The 15,731-nt window shown below is 33.1% G+C and carries 24 protein-coding genes and 1 riboswitch; of the genes, 16 read left to right on the forward strand and 8 right to left on the reverse strand.

What is annotated here, in order from left to right; translation table 11 throughout:
• Nucleotides 1-48: 48 nt before the first annotated feature.
• From Q5Y73_RS10135 to Q5Y73_RS10160, 6 genes are all read left to right on the forward strand, one after another.
• Nucleotides 49-390: a YolD-like family protein gene (locus tag Q5Y73_RS10135; RefSeq protein WP_305991776.1), complete on the forward strand. Its 342-nt coding sequence runs from the start codon at nucleotides 49-51 to the stop codon at nucleotides 388-390.
• A 4-nt stretch (nucleotides 391-394) separates the two neighbouring features.
• A complete protein-coding gene (locus Q5Y73_RS10140; RefSeq protein WP_305991777.1) occupies nucleotides 395-619 on the forward strand; it encodes a LexA family transcriptional regulator in 225 nt (74 codons plus the stop codon).
• A gap of 40 nt (nucleotides 620-659) precedes the next feature.
• A complete protein-coding gene (locus Q5Y73_RS10145) occupies nucleotides 660-848 on the forward strand; it encodes a hypothetical protein (RefSeq protein WP_305991778.1) in 189 nt (62 codons plus the stop codon).
• A gap of 615 nt (nucleotides 849-1,463) precedes the next feature.
• Nucleotides 1,464-1,718, forward strand: coding sequence for a spore germination protein (locus Q5Y73_RS10150; protein WP_305991779.1), 255 nt, complete (start codon nucleotides 1,464-1,466; stop codon nucleotides 1,716-1,718).
• A 90-nt stretch (nucleotides 1,719-1,808) separates the two neighbouring features.
• Nucleotides 1,809-1,958, forward strand: a complete 150-nt coding sequence (locus Q5Y73_RS10155; protein ID WP_305991780.1) for a hypothetical protein — start codon at nucleotides 1,809-1,811, stop codon at nucleotides 1,956-1,958.
• 577 nt (nucleotides 1,959-2,535) lie between these two features.
• On the forward strand, nucleotides 2,536-2,910 hold the full coding sequence (locus Q5Y73_RS10160; protein ID WP_305991781.1) for a globin domain-containing protein: 375 nt from the start codon (nucleotides 2,536-2,538) through the stop codon (nucleotides 2,908-2,910).
• 165 nt (nucleotides 2,911-3,075) lie between these two features.
• Here Q5Y73_RS10160 and Q5Y73_RS10165 read toward each other — a convergent pair whose 3' ends face one another.
• From Q5Y73_RS10165 to Q5Y73_RS10175, 3 genes are all read right to left on the reverse strand, one after another.
• A complete protein-coding gene (locus Q5Y73_RS10165; protein WP_305991782.1) occupies nucleotides 3,076-3,264 on the reverse strand; it encodes a hypothetical protein in 189 nt (62 codons plus the stop codon).
• A gap of 119 nt (nucleotides 3,265-3,383) precedes the next feature.
• Entirely contained in the window at nucleotides 3,384-3,587 is a 204-nt protein-coding gene (locus Q5Y73_RS10170; RefSeq protein ID WP_305991783.1) for a hypothetical protein, read from the reverse strand.
• Between the two features lie 142 nt (nucleotides 3,588-3,729).
• Nucleotides 3,730-3,918 carry a hypothetical protein gene (locus Q5Y73_RS10175; protein ID WP_305991784.1) on the reverse strand — a complete coding sequence of 63 codons (189 nt, stop codon included), beginning with the start codon at nucleotides 3,916-3,918 and terminating at the stop codon, nucleotides 3,730-3,732.
• Between the two features lie 1,015 nt (nucleotides 3,919-4,933).
• Here Q5Y73_RS10175 and Q5Y73_RS10180 point away from each other — a divergent pair.
• Entirely contained in the window at nucleotides 4,934-5,065 is a 132-nt protein-coding gene (locus tag Q5Y73_RS10180) for a DUF4023 family protein (protein ID WP_305991785.1), read from the forward strand.
• 79 nt (nucleotides 5,066-5,144) lie between these two features.
• Here the strand turns inward: Q5Y73_RS10180 and Q5Y73_RS10185 are convergent, their stop codons facing one another.
• Entirely contained in the window at nucleotides 5,145-5,867 is a 723-nt protein-coding gene (locus Q5Y73_RS10185) for a potassium channel family protein (protein WP_305991786.1), read from the reverse strand.
• A 156-nt stretch (nucleotides 5,868-6,023) separates the two neighbouring features.
• Here Q5Y73_RS10185 and Q5Y73_RS10190 point away from each other — a divergent pair, with 156 nt between their 5' ends.
• From Q5Y73_RS10190 to Q5Y73_RS10200, 3 genes are all read left to right on the forward strand, one after another.
• Nucleotides 6,024-6,470 carry a disulfide oxidoreductase gene (locus tag Q5Y73_RS10190; protein WP_305991787.1) on the forward strand — a complete coding sequence of 149 codons (447 nt, stop codon included), beginning with the start codon at nucleotides 6,024-6,026 and terminating at the stop codon, nucleotides 6,468-6,470.
• A gap of 79 nt (nucleotides 6,471-6,549) precedes the next feature.
• Entirely contained in the window at nucleotides 6,550-7,350 is an 801-nt protein-coding gene (gene racE / locus Q5Y73_RS10195; RefSeq protein WP_305991788.1) for a glutamate racemase, read from the forward strand.
• A gap of 261 nt (nucleotides 7,351-7,611) precedes the next feature.
• Nucleotides 7,612-8,814 carry a M14 family metallopeptidase gene (locus Q5Y73_RS10200; protein ID WP_305991789.1) on the forward strand — a complete coding sequence of 401 codons (1,203 nt, stop codon included), beginning with the start codon at nucleotides 7,612-7,614 and terminating at the stop codon, nucleotides 8,812-8,814.
• A gap of 55 nt (nucleotides 8,815-8,869) precedes the next feature.
• On the opposite strand, the gene Q5Y73_RS10205 is transcribed toward Q5Y73_RS10200, so the two are convergent.
• Complete coding sequence (locus Q5Y73_RS10205) at nucleotides 8,870-9,226, reverse strand: winged helix-turn-helix transcriptional regulator (protein WP_305991790.1); 357 nt, start codon at nucleotides 9,224-9,226, stop codon at nucleotides 8,870-8,872.
• A gap of 199 nt (nucleotides 9,227-9,425) precedes the next feature.
• Between Q5Y73_RS10205 and Q5Y73_RS10210 the strand changes: the two genes are divergently transcribed.
• Together Q5Y73_RS10210 and Q5Y73_RS10215 are read left to right on the forward strand one after the other, a co-directional pair.
• Nucleotides 9,426-10,373, forward strand: a complete 948-nt coding sequence (locus tag Q5Y73_RS10210) for an aldo/keto reductase family protein (RefSeq protein ID WP_305991791.1) — start codon at nucleotides 9,426-9,428, stop codon at nucleotides 10,371-10,373.
• A gap of 78 nt (nucleotides 10,374-10,451) precedes the next feature.
• Nucleotides 10,452-10,673, forward strand: a complete 222-nt coding sequence (locus tag Q5Y73_RS10215) for a YuzB family protein (RefSeq protein WP_305991792.1) — start codon at nucleotides 10,452-10,454, stop codon at nucleotides 10,671-10,673.
• 120 nt (nucleotides 10,674-10,793) lie between these two features.
• Here Q5Y73_RS10215 and Q5Y73_RS10220 read toward each other — a convergent pair whose 3' ends face one another.
• The 3 genes from Q5Y73_RS10220 to Q5Y73_RS10230 all read right to left on the reverse strand — a co-directional run bounded on the left by Q5Y73_RS10220 (nucleotide 10,794) and on the right by Q5Y73_RS10230 (nucleotide 13,586).
• Entirely contained in the window at nucleotides 10,794-11,717 is a 924-nt protein-coding gene (locus Q5Y73_RS10220; RefSeq protein WP_305991793.1) for a cation diffusion facilitator family transporter, read from the reverse strand.
• Between the two features lie 253 nt (nucleotides 11,718-11,970).
• Nucleotides 11,971-12,072, reverse strand: a complete 102-nt coding sequence (locus Q5Y73_RS10225; RefSeq protein ID WP_305991794.1) for a MetS family NSS transporter small subunit — start codon at nucleotides 12,070-12,072, stop codon at nucleotides 11,971-11,973.
• Nucleotides 12,072-13,586 (reverse strand): sodium-dependent transporter, encoded by a 1,515-nt coding sequence (locus tag Q5Y73_RS10230; protein ID WP_305991795.1) that lies wholly within the window; start codon nucleotides 13,584-13,586, stop codon nucleotides 12,072-12,074. The genes Q5Y73_RS10225 and Q5Y73_RS10230 overlap by 1 nt, the downstream gene beginning before the upstream one ends.
• Before the next feature lie 384 nt (nucleotides 13,587-13,970).
• A riboswitch (cyclic di-GMP riboswitch) is annotated at nucleotides 13,971-14,055 on the forward strand.
• Nucleotides 14,056-14,130: 75 nt separating this feature from the next.
• Between Q5Y73_RS10230 and Q5Y73_RS10235 the strand changes: the two genes are divergently transcribed.
• The 4 genes from Q5Y73_RS10235 to Q5Y73_RS10250 all read left to right on the forward strand — a co-directional run bounded on the left by Q5Y73_RS10235 (nucleotide 14,131) and on the right by Q5Y73_RS10250 (nucleotide 15,727).
• The gene (locus tag Q5Y73_RS10235) at nucleotides 14,131-14,472 is read left to right on the forward strand and encodes a DUF192 domain-containing protein (protein ID WP_305991796.1); all 342 of its coding nucleotides are present in this window, start codon (nucleotides 14,131-14,133) and stop codon (nucleotides 14,470-14,472) included.
• Between the two features lie 20 nt (nucleotides 14,473-14,492).
• Nucleotides 14,493-14,717 (forward strand): Flp family type IVb pilin, encoded by a 225-nt coding sequence (locus Q5Y73_RS10240; protein ID WP_371320185.1) that lies wholly within the window; start codon nucleotides 14,493-14,495, stop codon nucleotides 14,715-14,717.
• 113 nt (nucleotides 14,718-14,830) lie between these two features.
• Entirely contained in the window at nucleotides 14,831-15,340 is a 510-nt protein-coding gene (locus Q5Y73_RS10245; protein ID WP_305991797.1) for an A24 family peptidase, read from the forward strand.
• Between the two features lie 3 nt (nucleotides 15,341-15,343).
• On the forward strand, nucleotides 15,344-15,727 hold the full coding sequence (locus Q5Y73_RS10250) for a TadE/TadG family type IV pilus assembly protein (protein WP_305991798.1): 384 nt from the start codon (nucleotides 15,344-15,346) through the stop codon (nucleotides 15,725-15,727).
• The last annotated feature ends 4 nt before the right edge of the window (nucleotides 15,728-15,731 follow it).

Consider the following 15,731-nt stretch of genomic DNA (forward strand, 5'->3'; position numbering starts at 1 on the left):
TGTACCTCTAATATAATAAGAACAAATGTTCTATAAGAGGTGGATGGAATGAAAGAAAATAAAATAACACCAGGATCTAATATGATGTGGGAGGCAAGCAGAATGATGCTACCCGAACATAAAGAATTGATGAACCATTTCCAAAAGGAAAGACATAGAAAAACAAAACCTGAGTTAGCAGAGGAAGAAGTTAATATTATATCTGAACAACTATCTCAATCAATGATGGAACAAACTAAGATCACAATAGAATTGTTTACTGCTTTTGGAGAGAATACCTTAAAAACTGGTACAGTAACTAAATTCGATATTCAGCTTAGACAAATTAAGCTTGAGTCAAAAGATGATTATGAATGGATCAAGTTTAGTGAAATACTAAGTGTGAGGTGATTTCATGCTTACAGACCTACAAAGAAAAGTGTTAAGAATCCTATACAATTACTCAGCTACTAGAAGAAGAATGCCGACTATTCCTGGGTTAGAAATCAAAACAGGCAAAGATGAGAAAACAGTCCGTCAAGTATTAAACGGACTTGTTAAAGGCGGGTATATTGAATGTCCTGATGGAGATACACAAGATATAAAGATTATTATGACTTGGGATTATGATTCACCGTAAGGAAGATAATAGGTATAATTATTTATCAGGAGGGATTACTATGTTTAATGTTATTGCTGTTCTTTATATTTATTTTCTACCCTTTGTAGCTATTGTGTTTTTTACTAATTTTGTTTCTATAGTTAAGAAAATTCATAAAGGGGAAGATACATTCTATAATACTTTTTGGGGAGCCATATTATTTGCGATAATAATTTCAGGATTATTCTATGTACCCCTTAGTGGTTGATTAACATAGAAATACCGTCCTTATGAATGAGGATGGTATTTCTTCCTTATTTCCTCTAGTTCTTTTTTTCGTTCCTCCAAGTGTTTCATAAAGAATAAGGAACCCGATCTACTCGATTTGACCGGGTTAAGTTTACCATTCTTCACTGATTGATTAATGGCTTGGTTAGTACATTCCAAAAACTCTGCTGCTTCATTTACATATAGAAAGTTATCTCGAACAAAATTGAGTAGTTCTTCCTATGAATTAAATTCGTATTTCATTATGTCACTCCCTCATTAAATACAGTTTATACCCTGATGTGATGATCCATAAACCTATAGTTGTTACCAAGACGTAATCTAACCAACTCTTGAAGTCTATGTTGCTTAATACGGTGATAAACAAGATAAAGAACAATACATCAATAGAATTGAATTTTTTCATAATTTTAGGCGGTTGTGATATACCTATATTAGGTGGGGAGGTTTCCCTCCCCTTAGTGTTAAGTGCCTCTCTGGCGATGGGGTTATCGGATGAGGAACAGATCGGGAGCGCATCGGTGAGCGTTTTACACACTTCTTTAAACTTAGCATATACAAATTAAATATATATTATTTTAATGAGGTGAGTGATATGCCATCAGTTTTAGGTATAGCTAAAATAATTAATGTTAGTGGTGGAGCAAAGGTGCGCGCAGGAGATTCAATTCAGATCACACCTGTAGAATACACAAAAGCATATGCTGGTAGTGGTTGTTTTAATAGAGGCGATTTACCAAGAACGAATAATTTTGTGAGCACAACAAATACAATCGATGCTGATATAAAAGATGATACTCAAGATAATTTTGGAATCGAAGATAATGTGTTTCCTTTTTTATTTATTTAATCACTTGTTAGAAACATACAAAAAACATGGAGTTCTGTAACCCATCTTAATTCGTATCGTTATGACTATCATTAAAGGAGAAAAAAAGCGATGGTGAGCAGCCAAAGAAGCAGGGTTAAAAGAAATCACATGTGTAGTGTTGTTGAAACAAGTGAAGAAGAAGAAAAACTTATAACAATTAGTTTAGGTCATTTAAAAGGTTATACCAATGAGGAGATAGAGGAACCAGAAACACAATAAGGTGATGTGTCCTGATCTAGTAGATTTGGTATGCTTTAATTGCCACAACCAGGAACACCATCGTTTTGGATATAAAGCAGAAAAGAAAGTATACCTGGTATATGGTCCACCACTCGCAGGAAAGAAAACATTTGTAAAACAACATGTATATTGTCTTTGATGGTTAAACTCTGCTGTATCAATGCAATCTTATTATGATAAGCCGGATAATAATCTCCTAATGAATGTGAAGGATCTAAAACCAACTACTAGACAATATTAAAGTAAGACATGGCAAGTGGCATAATGCTTGAATCATAGGAGGATATGCAGATAAGTATAAGAGAGAAGATTGTTAATGATCTTGGAGCGCGTGTACTGTATATAGAAATATCCACTAATGATCATTCTTTTTTTAGAAAGTGAACAAATCAAACAGGTTGATTTTAGTGTCTTGAATCTAGACATTTAAATTGAGTGTGATCTAAATCACAATTTGAACTTTTTTAACCCCATATAATGATTGTACAAGCAGATGATTTACAAATAACGACTCTTTAACAAAAAAACCACATTCATGATTAGGAGTTGGATTGTAATGACAATGAATCATTCATTTACTGTTGAATCTCACAAAATAAAAGAACTTATCGATGTGTTTTATAGTCATTTATTACAAGATCAGTATTATACTAAAATGTTCAAAGATCGAAATGTAGATATCGATGTTTTAAAAGCAAGACAAAGAACTTTCATTCGGAATTTATTAAGTAATGAAAATGAAACGAGTCATGAAGAACATCAACAAGTAAAATCACGTCATTCGTTTGGCACAACTCCAGAAAATGCTAAAACTTGGTTGAACCTAATGAATAAGAGCATGATTGAAGTTGAATTAGAAGAAGTCATTAGAAAACATCTCATTAATAAAATGAGTGATCTGATGACAACGATTATCAATAAAAAAGAATAGTATATTGTTACGAAAGAAGTTTAAAAATGAATGATAGGAAGGGCACATATAAATAGAAGTGTTCTTCTATTTTTTCATTCCATCTTTAAATAATAAAAACCTCAATAAGAAAATAATAAACTTTACTTAATGAGGTTAGTAATAAGAAACGTTATTGTATTTTGACTAATTATCTTTAGAAGGTTTCATGCTGGGATCCGAACTTTTTAACCCATTAAGTATAATGTTATAAAATTTTAAAATTTCAATAGCTCTATCCTCATTAGAATCCTCGGAATGGTGTTTTTTAACATATCCTTCTTCCATTGCTTTAAAGAGAATTTCTTTTGCCATTTCTCTATTTGATGAAGACATTAGATTCACCACCTTTCTATAGCAATATATATTTTACTAAATTAATAGCATGGTGACAAAAAAAAGGAATGAAAGAAGCATAACATGGATACTAAATACCCACAATATTTTGACAACTTTTAATCAGTTACACCACATCCTCCAATGATAGGAACCTTTCCTGTCGTATCCTTTTCATTAGTCGCTAATTCAAATCGAATTACACTTGGACCAAAGAAAAACAATGTAATATCTCCTGTTTCTTCGCCTCTAACCCCAATACCATCAAATTGAATCCTATATTTTGATTGTTTCAATCTACTTTCAATTTGCTCTAAAATCATTTTCGATTGTACGTGTAAGGCTAAATGATGTAGTCTTCCATTATTGATATCAAAGTTTTCTTCGGCAGTTTGCCATTCCTAAACTTTGAAAGGCACCATTTCCAGCATAATCAGGGAATATGGGTTGATTCATCCAATACTTTTATAAGTGGAATCCCCCGCGAAAGCTGCAATCGCAATTTCCTTTTTGATCTGCTGTAGCCATAAAAAAGAATTCTAAAGATTCCATATATCTTCGTGTTAGATCTGTGATTTTTGTTCCAGTTAAGATACCTCCTGTTCCGAATTTTTGCTTTAATCTTTCTTCACCAGACAAAGTTGTATCGCTCAAGTAATCCCTCGGAATTATTATGCAAAAAAGAAGATTAAACAAAATTAAACAAAAATAAAATGAGGTATTGTATTAAAATTTTGTTTTGTAATTGTAATCAAACCTTAACATTACTTTCATCTTATTTTAACAATGAACATTTATAATGAAATTACCCCTTTTTAATATAGAAATTTTTCAGCCTACGGCAAAGATCTGTAGGTTTTTTCTTTTTTTAAACTTAAGATGAATAATAAAGTTAAGTACTGCCCATACTATTTTTGACGGTGAAAGAGAGGTGTGGTTCCGTTGGACAACCAATTCAACGAATCAGCCAAAGTGATTCTTTCTGATTCGATGTTAGAAGCCATCCTTGTGAATTAAGTTTAAAATCTTAAACACAAGTAAAAATGTAAAGTTATTGTATAACAACAATAATTAAACAAGTTTCTTCTCATATAATTAAGAATGAGTTTTCTTAACTAACACCGTCAAAGAAGGTCCCTTTATTGGGACCTTTTTAAATGTTATAAAGATGGAAGTGAGTTGTCGTTAAGTTTTGTAATCAAACCTTAACATGGTCTTCATCTGATTTTAATATTAAACAACTATAATGAAATTACCCCCTTTTTTAATATAAAATTTTTACCCTGCAGGTTAAAAACTGTAGGTTTTTTCTTTTTTTAATTTAAGATGAATAATAAAGTTAAGTACTGCTCATACTATATTTGACGGTGAAAGAGAGGTGTGGTTCCGTTGGACAACCAATTCAACGAATCAGCCAAAGTGATTCTTTCTGATTCGATGTAAGAAGCCATCCTTGTAATTTAAGCTTAAAAACCTTAACTGCAAGTAAAAATGTAAAGTTATTGTATAACAATAATTAGACAAGTTTCTTCTCGTAATTTTAAGAATGAGTTTTCTTAACTAACACCGTCAGAGAAGGTCCCTTTATTGGGACCTTTTTATTTTAAGTAAATTGTTATTTTGGTTCACGTTAAGATACCAAGCTTGAAGATAGGTGGAGGTGATACATGTGGATGACTTAAGTCAATTTGTGGATGAGATTAATGAAACTCAAGAAAAAAATGAAAAAAATAAAAAACATTATGGCAAAGGACAGCCGAATCGAAAATTACCGAATAAGCAGCATGCTACAAATAAATAAGCAAAAAAATAACCCCAAAAAAATTATAGGTTAGAGTTCTATAACCTTTTTTGGGGTTGCACATTTCTTTTCAATATCATCATTGTTGTTGATTATTTAGATTTTTTTTCTGTTTATTTAACATATCAATCATCGTATCAATTTCTTCATTTGTTAATTCGTCAAATCGATCCAATTCTTTTTTTAAATATTCAATCTTAGGATTTTCTTCTTTTTTACCTTCCATAAAGTAAGTAGCGATAGACCCTGTTACCATACCGATCAATCCAATCCCGAATACCATGAGCACGACTGCAATCATTCTTCCCCATGGTGTTTCAGGTGAGAAGTCCCCATATCCAACTGTTGTGGCAGTCACAATGCTCCACCAAATGGCATCATTATAACTATCAATTGAAGGTTCCACAAATGCAATTGGAATGGAGAGGATAAAAATTAAAGCAAATACTGATGCTACAACTTTATTAAGCCCATTGATTTGAAAAATTTCTAGTATTGTAGGTTTAAATAATCTTGAGGCAATAGCAATAGCTCTAATCACTCTGAATAAACGAACAATTCTTGCGAACTGGAAAATAGCATCGAATGGAATAGCAGCAATAATATCAAAAGGATTCTTTTTCACATACTCCCACTTTTTATCCGCTGTTATAAAACGAACAGAAACATCAACAGCAAATACTCCCCATATTAACCAATCTACTAGCTCGAAAGTTTCATTATTAGTTACAAAGGTTAATGATACAGAAACAATGGCTAATATGAGCAATGAAATCTCATAAATCAATGATATTTTTTTCATAATAATTCAAACACTCACTTTCTATAATATAATTCATAATAAATATTTTTCTTTTTCTAAAGAATAATTCTCCACATCTTCAAAAGAGTGTCATTTAGTGATATTCTGAATCACATATGGTAAAATAATTGTTATTTGAATAAAAAAGGTGATTCTATGAAACTAAAAAAAATGATTCAAACGGATGGATTATATATGAGTTGGGCAATTTCCCTGATTGCTACGTTGGGAAGTTTATACTTCTCAGAAATAAGAGGGTACATTCCTTGTACATATTGCTGGTATCAACGTATTTTAATGTATCCACTAGTAATTATACTAGGAATTGCAGCATTGCGAAAAGATGTAAAAATCGTTGTTTACACTTTACCTATAACAATCCTTGGTGTGATGATATCAGGGTATCACTATATCATTCAAAAAACTTCTTTGTTTCAAGATACGGGCAGCAGCTGCGGAATAGTTCCATGTAACGCAAGTTATATTAACTGGTTGAATTTTATTACAATCCCGTTTCTTTCTTTCATCGCGTTCACGTTGATATCTATGATTTTAATACTTATTTGGAAATTTGCACCTAATGAAAAACAAGAAATAAAATAATTTGGTACGCTTCCCTACAAATATACATATCTTAAACATTGTATAACATCATTTTATTATTGTGAAGGAAGCGGTTCATGTGCAGCAAGCGATTGCCATATTTGATTCGGGTGTAGGCGGTTTGACTGTTGTGAAGGAAGTAAAACGTCAACTGCCTAATGAAAAGATTATTTATTTTGGAGATACAGCGAGAACACCTTATGGTCCTCGAACATCCGAAGAAGTGCGTTCATTTGCACTTCAAATTGTTAGTTATTTGATTAAATTTAATCCTAAAATGATGATCATAGCATGCAATACAGCAACAGCTGTTGCATTGGATGATATAAAAGCGATTTTACCTATCCCAGTAGTTGGAGTAATTCATCCTGGTGTGAGGACATCCATTAAATATACGAAAACAGGTTCTATAGGGGTAATAGGAACATCTGGGACAATTAGGAGTAAAGCTTATCAGGATGCAATTCATATGATTTCTTCAAATATTCAAGTAATAAGTCAAGCCTGTCCAGAATTTGTTCCATTAGTTGAAAAAGGAAGATTTCAAAATGAGGAGTCTTTGGATATAGTTAGAAGATCACTTGAACCAATCATGCATGAGAAATTAGATTGTTTAATTTTAGGCTGCACACATTATCCATTTCTAACTCATTTGATATCTGAAGTAATGGGTTCTGAGGTGAAATTGATTAATTCTGCAGAGGAGACAGCAAGAGAAGTTAGTGCGATTTTATTTGATAGAGGACAATTAAACGCGAGTATGAACTCAACACCTCTGCATGGATTTTTTTGCAGTGGGGATAAGGTGATTTTTCAGAAAATTGCTTATCAATGGTTGGATGAAACAGTAGATGTGAAACATACTACCTTAGTCCACTAATGAAAAGTTTATTATAGTTGACTTTATAAATCGATATATGAGATTTTTAAAAACTGCTCATGTTTGATCTTTTGATCAATATGGTCAGTTTTTTTGTAACGCCTTTTCATCATTGAGGTTCAAGTAAAGAGATATATCTTTAAGAGACTCCAATAAGAGTTTTGTTCTTTGTCTCATGTGACAAGTTATGAATACATAATATTTCTAGAGGAGAAAAAAGACGAACGAAGCTTTTTATTTCATTTTCTAGGAGGTTTTTACATGAGAACTTACGTTGTCCGATCTGGAGATACTTTAAATAGAATAGCAAAACGATTTGGAGTTAGCATCAATGCCATTTTAAATGCAAATCCACAGTTAACAAATATGGATTATATAATTCCAGGTCAAGTGTTACAAATTCCAAATGCACAGTTAAACTATTATGTGATTCAGGCGGGAGATACATTTTATGGGATATCACAGAAATTTAATATTCAATTGGATTCTTTACTCGCAGCTAATCCAAATGTGGATCCAAGCCAGTTATACGTAGGACAAATGATCATATTACCAAATAGTTCTGGTAATAGTATAGTAGATACAACATCAGAATATGGTTATCAAGAAATGGTGGAGGACATGAATGCTTTAAAAAAAGAGTATCCTTTTTTAGAAGTAGTTAGTCTTGGGAAAAGTGTAATGGGAAAGGATATTTGGGCTATTAAAATTGGTGGTGGACCCAAAAAAGTACATTATAATGGCTCTTTCCATGCAAATGAATGGATTACAACTCCATTGCTTATGAAGTTTATTGAGGATTATGCAAAAGCGTATAGTTCAGATGGAACTTTAAGAGGTTCGGATATGAAAAGATGGTATGAAAATACGACTCTATGGGTTGTGCCTATGGTTAATCCTGATGGAGTTGAACTTGTACAAGAGGGTATTACAGAGGCACACCCTTATTATAAACAGTTGTTAGAATGGAATAATGGTTCCTTTAATTTTAGTGGATGGAAATCGAATATTAGAGGTGTTGATTTAAATGATCAATTTCCAGCAAACTGGGAGGTAGAAAGAGATCGACGTGCAGTATCAGGTCCAGGACCAAGAGATTGGGTAGGCCCAAGTCCTTTAAGCGAGCCAGAAGCTAGGACTATAGCTAATTTTACTTCAAATAATAATTTTGACATGGTAATTGCTTTTCATACACAGGGCGAGGAGATATATTGGAACTATCGTGACTTGGAGCCCCCAGTATCTGAACAAATTGCCAATCATTTTCAATCCGTAAGTGGATATAAACCTGTTAAATTAACAGGGAGTGATGCAGGTTACAAGGATTGGTTTATTCAAGATTTTAGAAGACCTGGTTTTACTGTTGAGGCTGGAAGAGGAGTTAACCCACTGCCTATTTCTGATTTTCCAAGGATTTATAATGAAGCCGTAGGCATTATGATCGAGGGCTTGAAAGTAATATGAATGTTTGTTCAAAAAGTTCATCTGAACTTTTTGAACAAGTACAATTAGTTGAAGATTAAGTCCATTTGGCTGCCCATAACTTCATTTGTTTGATAATCGGATGTAAATCGTCCCCCTTAGGAGTAAGAGAATATTCAACTGTTACTGGGACTGTAGCTATGGCATGACGTTCTAATACACCTTGCTTTTCTAGATGTCTTAAAGTATTTGTTAAAGATTTTGGACTAATTCCATGAATACTTTTTTGCAATTCACCGAATCTTTTTTTTCCACAAAATAATTCTCTTAACACTAAGAAAGACCACTTTCCGCCAACTACATCTATTGTTTTTTCTATTGAGCATTCAATATGAACAGGATTTTTAGGGATATAATTTTGTTGTGAGTCATGTAAATCTTCATTTGAGTTCAAGTTCTTCTCCTCCTAAAATTACTTCTAATTCTTTTACTATCAAAAAGATAGTTTATATAAAATAAGTAATAATATAAATAAAATTTCACTACTTTCCATATTAAAGAATTAGGACTAAAATAGCAATGAGTGGTCTAAAATACTTACTGTGCTTAATTATTGGATTTAAGATGTTTTTATTCATAAGGAGGAAAATTTAATGAAATATCGTCGTTTAGGAAAAGCAGGAATTAAAGTCAGTGAAATTGGTTTAGGGAGCTGGTTAACCTACGGAGGTTCAGTGGAAAATAGCAATGCTGAAGCCATTGTAGATCGTGCATATGAGTTGGGAATTAATTTTTTTGATACTGCTAACGCATATTATAACGGTGCGGCCGAAGAGGTTGTTGGAAAAGCATTAAGTAAATACCCTCGTCATTCCTATGTTTTAGCTACAAAAGTATTTTTCCCAATGGGAGAAGGTCCTAATGATAATGGATTATCTCGAAAACATATTATGGAGCAGTGTGATGCAAGTTTAAAAAGATTAGGTGTAGATTACATAGATATGTATCAATGTCATCGATATGATCCTGAAACACCACTAGAAGAAACTTTACGTGCTCTTGATGATCTAGTATCTCAAGGGAAAATTTTATATGCAGGAGTAAGTGAATGGAGTGCAGTTCAATTAAACGATGCTGTTCGTCTTTCTCAAAAATATAATTTAGATCAAATTGCATCGAATCAACCACTTTATAACATGTTCCATCGTGACATTGAAAAAGAGATTATTCCTTTATCTGAACAAGAAGGTATCGGTCAAGTGGTGTTCTCCCCACTAGCTCAGGGAGCTTTAACTGGAAAATATAAACCTGGAGCTCCATTGCCAGAGGGCTCAAGAGCTACGGATCCTAAATCTAATATGTGGATGGAGTATGTATTAAGAGAAGAGCAGCTTCAAAAGGTTGAAAAATTAAAGGTCATTGCTGAAAGAAATGAAATAAGTGTAGCTCAATTGGCACTAGCGTGGATTTTAAGATTAGATAACATTTCCAGTTGTATCGTTGGTGCTTCTCGCCCAGATCAAGTGAATGAAAATGTAAAAGCCTCAGGAGTAGAATTATCTGTAGAAGATTTACAAGAAATTGAGGATATCTTAGCATAATCATTGATTTCTGGTGAACCTTTCATTACAATAAGTACAGGTTAATAGCTGAACTTATTGAAAGGATTTTTTCATAACATGCCTAATACAATACAAGTTTGTGATAAATGTAAACACATGAAGATGAAGACAGTCATGCCTAAGTTAAAAAAAATAGCACCGGATGCAACGATAAAAGTAGGTTGCAAATCATATTGCGGTCCATGTACACGAAACGCTTTTATTTTTATCAATGGCAGATATGTTACTGGTAAAGATGAGGATCAAGCGATTGAAAAAGCTAAAAAATATGTTAAGTAGTTAAATCTATATGAAATAGATTGAAAAAGTGAAGCCCTATGATGTGATACATCAAGGGCTTTTATTTTTGATATAAGATTTTGATTTTATGCCACTACTTAACTTCACTTTTGGGGATGGTTAAACCTCTAACTCAGGATGATGAGTATTTGATTTTTCAATTTGAATTGTCACATGATTCATATGGAATTTATCTCCAAGGATAAGTATAGCTTTTTGTAAAATGTCTTGCTCGTTCATTGTATCTTCAATGACAACATGACAAGTTAGTGAGTGCATATTAGATGTAATTGTCCAAATGTGCAGATCATGAACGTCTTTCACTCCATCTATTTTCAATAACGTATTTTTGACTTTTTCATAATCAATGGATACGGGTGTTCCTTCCATTAAAATATGAACAGCATGTTTAATAATACCCCATGCGCTTTTTAGGATAAGAATGGCTACAATCACACTAATAATGGGATCAGCTACGTACCATTCAAATAACAACATAAGAAAACCAGCTAGAATGGCTCCGACTGAACCTAATGCATCTCCAATGATGTGTAAATAAGCACTTCTAACATTGATGTTGTCTTTAACATCACCTTTCCTCATTAGAACCCAAGCACTTAATAAATTCGCAAACAAACCTATAGAAGCGATTAACATCATAGAACCACTTGCAACGGTAGGAGGGTCCCAAAAACGTTCATAAGCTTCTTTTACAATGAATCCTGCTATGACGAATAATGTAACACCATTGAATAATGCAGCTAAAATTTCAAAACGATGAAATCCATATGTTTTTGTTGAACGCATGGGTTTCGTTGCGATCCACATGGCAACAAGACTTAAGAACAGTGAAGTGGCATCACTTAACATATGTCCAGAGTCAGAAAGTAATGCGAGACTATTTGTAATGAGTCCTCCAAAAAATTCTAAAAACATGATTGATGTTGTAATAAGTAATGCAATTGTTAATCCTCTTTTATTATTCGAAGCATAATGATTATGACCATGACCATGACTATGATTCTGATCATGATGTGAATGCATAAGAAGCACATCCCTTCCTAATATTGATATATGAGCATCTGCTCATATATCAATATATTATAAAGTGGATTTTAAATCAAGTAGTAATTGTATTGTAAGTGTATTTTATCCAATTTATTAAAAGCTTCATACATAGAAGGTAAGAAATAATCTGATTATTTTTTTTAAAAGGAGAGATGTATGGAGAGAAGGGAAGTGAAAAACCCTTCGACAAGATCATTATCGAAGGGTTTGAATAAGATATATCAAAAAATTATTTTTTTTGCTTTCTCATAGCAATGGAGATGGTTACGGCAGCTCCGCCCCAAAGCAACACAGCTCCGAAAATCATCATCGCAATAGCTCCTCCGCTCATTAGCGAATCCCCTCCTGACTATCTTTCCACTTTATTACACTCATAATAGCAGATACAACTACCATTATGGCTAAAGCACCCCAACCAAATATTAAGATGGTTGATAGAGGATAACCTCCATATGATTCACTGAATTCATTTCTGAAGTTCAAGATGATCATGATCAATAACATGATTGGTGTAACTACTTTGATCATGATATCCCACCAGTAACCAATTTTAAAATCGGAAACCAAGTTATTTTCTTCTCTTATAGTTGCTAATTTAATGAACCAGCCTAATAAAATTAATTCTAAAAATCCAGAGATCACGATCCCGAAGCTGTTAATAAAATTATCCAAAATATCGAAGAAGTATAATCCTGTACCTGTAATAAATATTAAACTGATTAAAAATCCGATTAAACAAATCCATGCAGTAGCTTTTGCACGTGAAACTTTTAACTTATCCATGATTGAAGATACTACAACTTCAATGATAGAGATAGCGGATGTAAATCCAGCCACTACCAATGTTAAGAAAAATAGTACACCGAAAAATTCATTAAATGCAGGGAATTCAGAAATAATTTGTGGAAATGCCACAAAAGCTAAGCCAAGTCCTGCAGTTGCTACTTCACTTACATCTGAGCCAGCTTGATTTGCCATGAAACCAATTGCTGCAAAAACTCCAATCGCAGCTAAAAATGAGAATCCACTGTTAGAAAATGCTGTAATGAAAGCACTGTTGTTTACATCTTTGTCTTTTGGTAAGTAACTAGAATATGTAATCATAATTGCAAATGCTATAGATAAACTAAAGAAAATTTGCCCATAAGCTGCTATCCAAACCTGTCCCCATTCTGGGTTGCTTCCCCAAGGTACAATATAATCAAAATTAGGGGTAAATAAATGATTAAGGCCTTCTAATGCACCAGGTAAAAAGATAGCTCTAAGTACAATAATAACCATTAATATAAGTAGGATTGGCATGAATATAAGACTTAATTTTTCTATCCCTTTTTTAATTCCTCTGGAAATGATTAAAAAGAGTGCAGCCCATACAATAATCAATGGGATGAAAATATGCCACTGAATACCACCAAAATTAAATCCATTAATATCAGATAGATTTAAAAATTGGTCTCCATAAAAGAATGCTTCTGGTTCATCGCCCCATTTCAAATTAAATGAGAAGATCATATAGTTGATTGACCATGCGATAATAACGGAATAAAAAGTAATAATACCAAAGGATAAGAATGTTTGGAACCAACCTAACCATTCAAAACGTTTTGAAAGTCTACTAAATGATAGTGGGGCTGAACCACGTTTTGATCTACCAACACCAAATTCTAATATCAAGATTGGAATACCCGCTGTTAGAAGAGCAAAGAAGTAAGGGATTAAAAATGCTCCACCTCCATTTTCATATGCCACATAAGGGAAACGCCAAATGTTTCCTAATCCAATGGCAGAACCGATCGCTGCTAATATAAAACCAACGCGCGATCCCCATTGCTCACGATTTTCCATGTACAAATTCCTCCTTTATAAATTTATTTAATTTTTTCATAGTTAACACCTAGTGTCAATGACTTTTTTCACATATTTTTCACATTTTGTTCACATTCCTATCATCAGTTTATGTGTAGGTACTAATAATCATGCCTTTAATTCATTTGTATGATGCATTTATTACTATAGTAGCATTAAATCGAAATGTGTTTAATTCTATCGAACTATTCCATTATAGGTAAAATTTAGGTAGTCTATGTCGAATTACAGGGGGAGTGGTATGACGAATGGCAGGGTAATTGCTCGAAAATTTTGGTCATTTTGTTGGATATTCAAACTGGATTCTATCAAGCTATGATTATATACAACAACACATCGATTGAGAGTGAAATCTTCTAGAAAATACGACAAAGGCAAAACTGATGAAAATCAGTGACGCAAAGCTATAGGGGCTAAAGTGGTGACACCATGCTTGCCAGCTGCCGAAAGATTAGGGATTTCTTTTTGTTACCCTGCTTTCGGAGAACGCAGGGTAATTTTTATTTTAGGGAGGTGACTGACTTTGAAGGTAATCAATCAAGGAAACGATGTTGTCATTGCTGAACAAGTCCGTTTTGCACATACTTTTTTTTCTCGGTTTATAGGACTCATGTTCAAAAAACATATTTTTCGTGATGGTGCTCTTCATATCCTGCCCTGTTCGCAAATACATACTTTCTTCATGAAATTTCCAATTGATGTTGTTTATCTTAATTCTGATTATGAAGTAGTTGGAATTGAGGAGAATCTATCTCCATGGAAAATTGGCGGGAAGTTCAAACAGGTAAAATCCATCATTGAACTTTCATCTGGTGCTGTTGTAAAAACAGGATTAAAAATAGGAGATTCAATCAAATTTAAATAAAAAAAGAGGGAGTTTTTAATATGTTGAAAAATAAATTAGTAGGATTAGTGAAAGAAGAAAAAGGACAAGGTTTAACGGAGTATGGTTTGGTTTTAGGAATTATTGCTGTTGCTGTAGTTGGGGTTATTGTTGCACTACGTGGTCAAATTCTAGCGTTATTTACAAATGCACAGACTAGTATCAGCAATACAGGAATTACCGGTACTGAAATTCCTGATACTAATGATAATACTGGTGGTAATTAATTAAACAAAGAATTTAATTAAGAGGTCAACGAAAAACGTTGACCTCTTCTCATAATACAAAATTCAAATGTATTTATGGATTAAACATATTCATTTTTGAAAGAGGATAAATGATGTTTTTAAATATTAGTTTATTCGTTATTTTAGTTATTTGTGTCATTACGGATTTACACAATCGAAAAATATACAATGCTGTTATTTTTCCAGGGATACTTTTAGCTCTAGTTACTCATTTAATTACGGGTGGAATACAACCCTTTCTATATTCAGTATTAAGCTGTTTTGTAGGGCTGTTCATCCTGTTACTCCCATACTTTATGGGAGGGATGGGAGCAGGTGATGTGAAACTGCTTGCATTAATTGGCGCATTTAAAGGTATTTCATTCGTAGTTTATACAGCGATATATATGGGCATTATAGGCGGCTTGTTATCACTGTTTGTTCTTTTATTTAAAAAAGGAGGAAAACAGAAAATAAAGCTCATTTTTTATTTTTTATACGGACTGAAGAGTGGAATCAGAATTCCGTTAAATATTCAAAAACAATCCTTTTCAGGAACAGTTCCTTATGGTGTGGCAATAGCAGGTGGTGTGGTATGGAATTGGATTAATGGAGGAATTTAACTGATGCTTAAAAATGAAAAAGGTCAATCTCTAACTGAATTTGCATTGGTGTTCCCATTATTATTAATTATGTTATGCGGAATTATTGATTTTGGCAGACTGGGCTTCAGTTACATGAATCAACACCTTACAACTCAAGAAGCAGTAAGGTTGGGAGGATTGGGGAAAACGGATGAAGAAATTACTGGATTCGCAATCGATTATATCAAAATTGATGATAATACAAGTCTACAAGTATCCATTTCCCCTGATGATTCTTTGAGAAAGTCTGGAGATTATGTGACTGTGACTCTTACAGCTCCTTTTGAAGCAGCCACTCCATTAATTGATATATTTTTCCCTGATTCTATGGAAATAACTACAAACTCTACGATTCGAGTTGAGTAAGGTG

The sequence above is a fragment of the Chengkuizengella axinellae genome (assembly GCF_030730905.1).
Classification (GTDB): domain Bacteria; phylum Bacillota; class Bacilli; order Paenibacillales; family KCTC-33759; genus Chengkuizengella; species Chengkuizengella axinellae.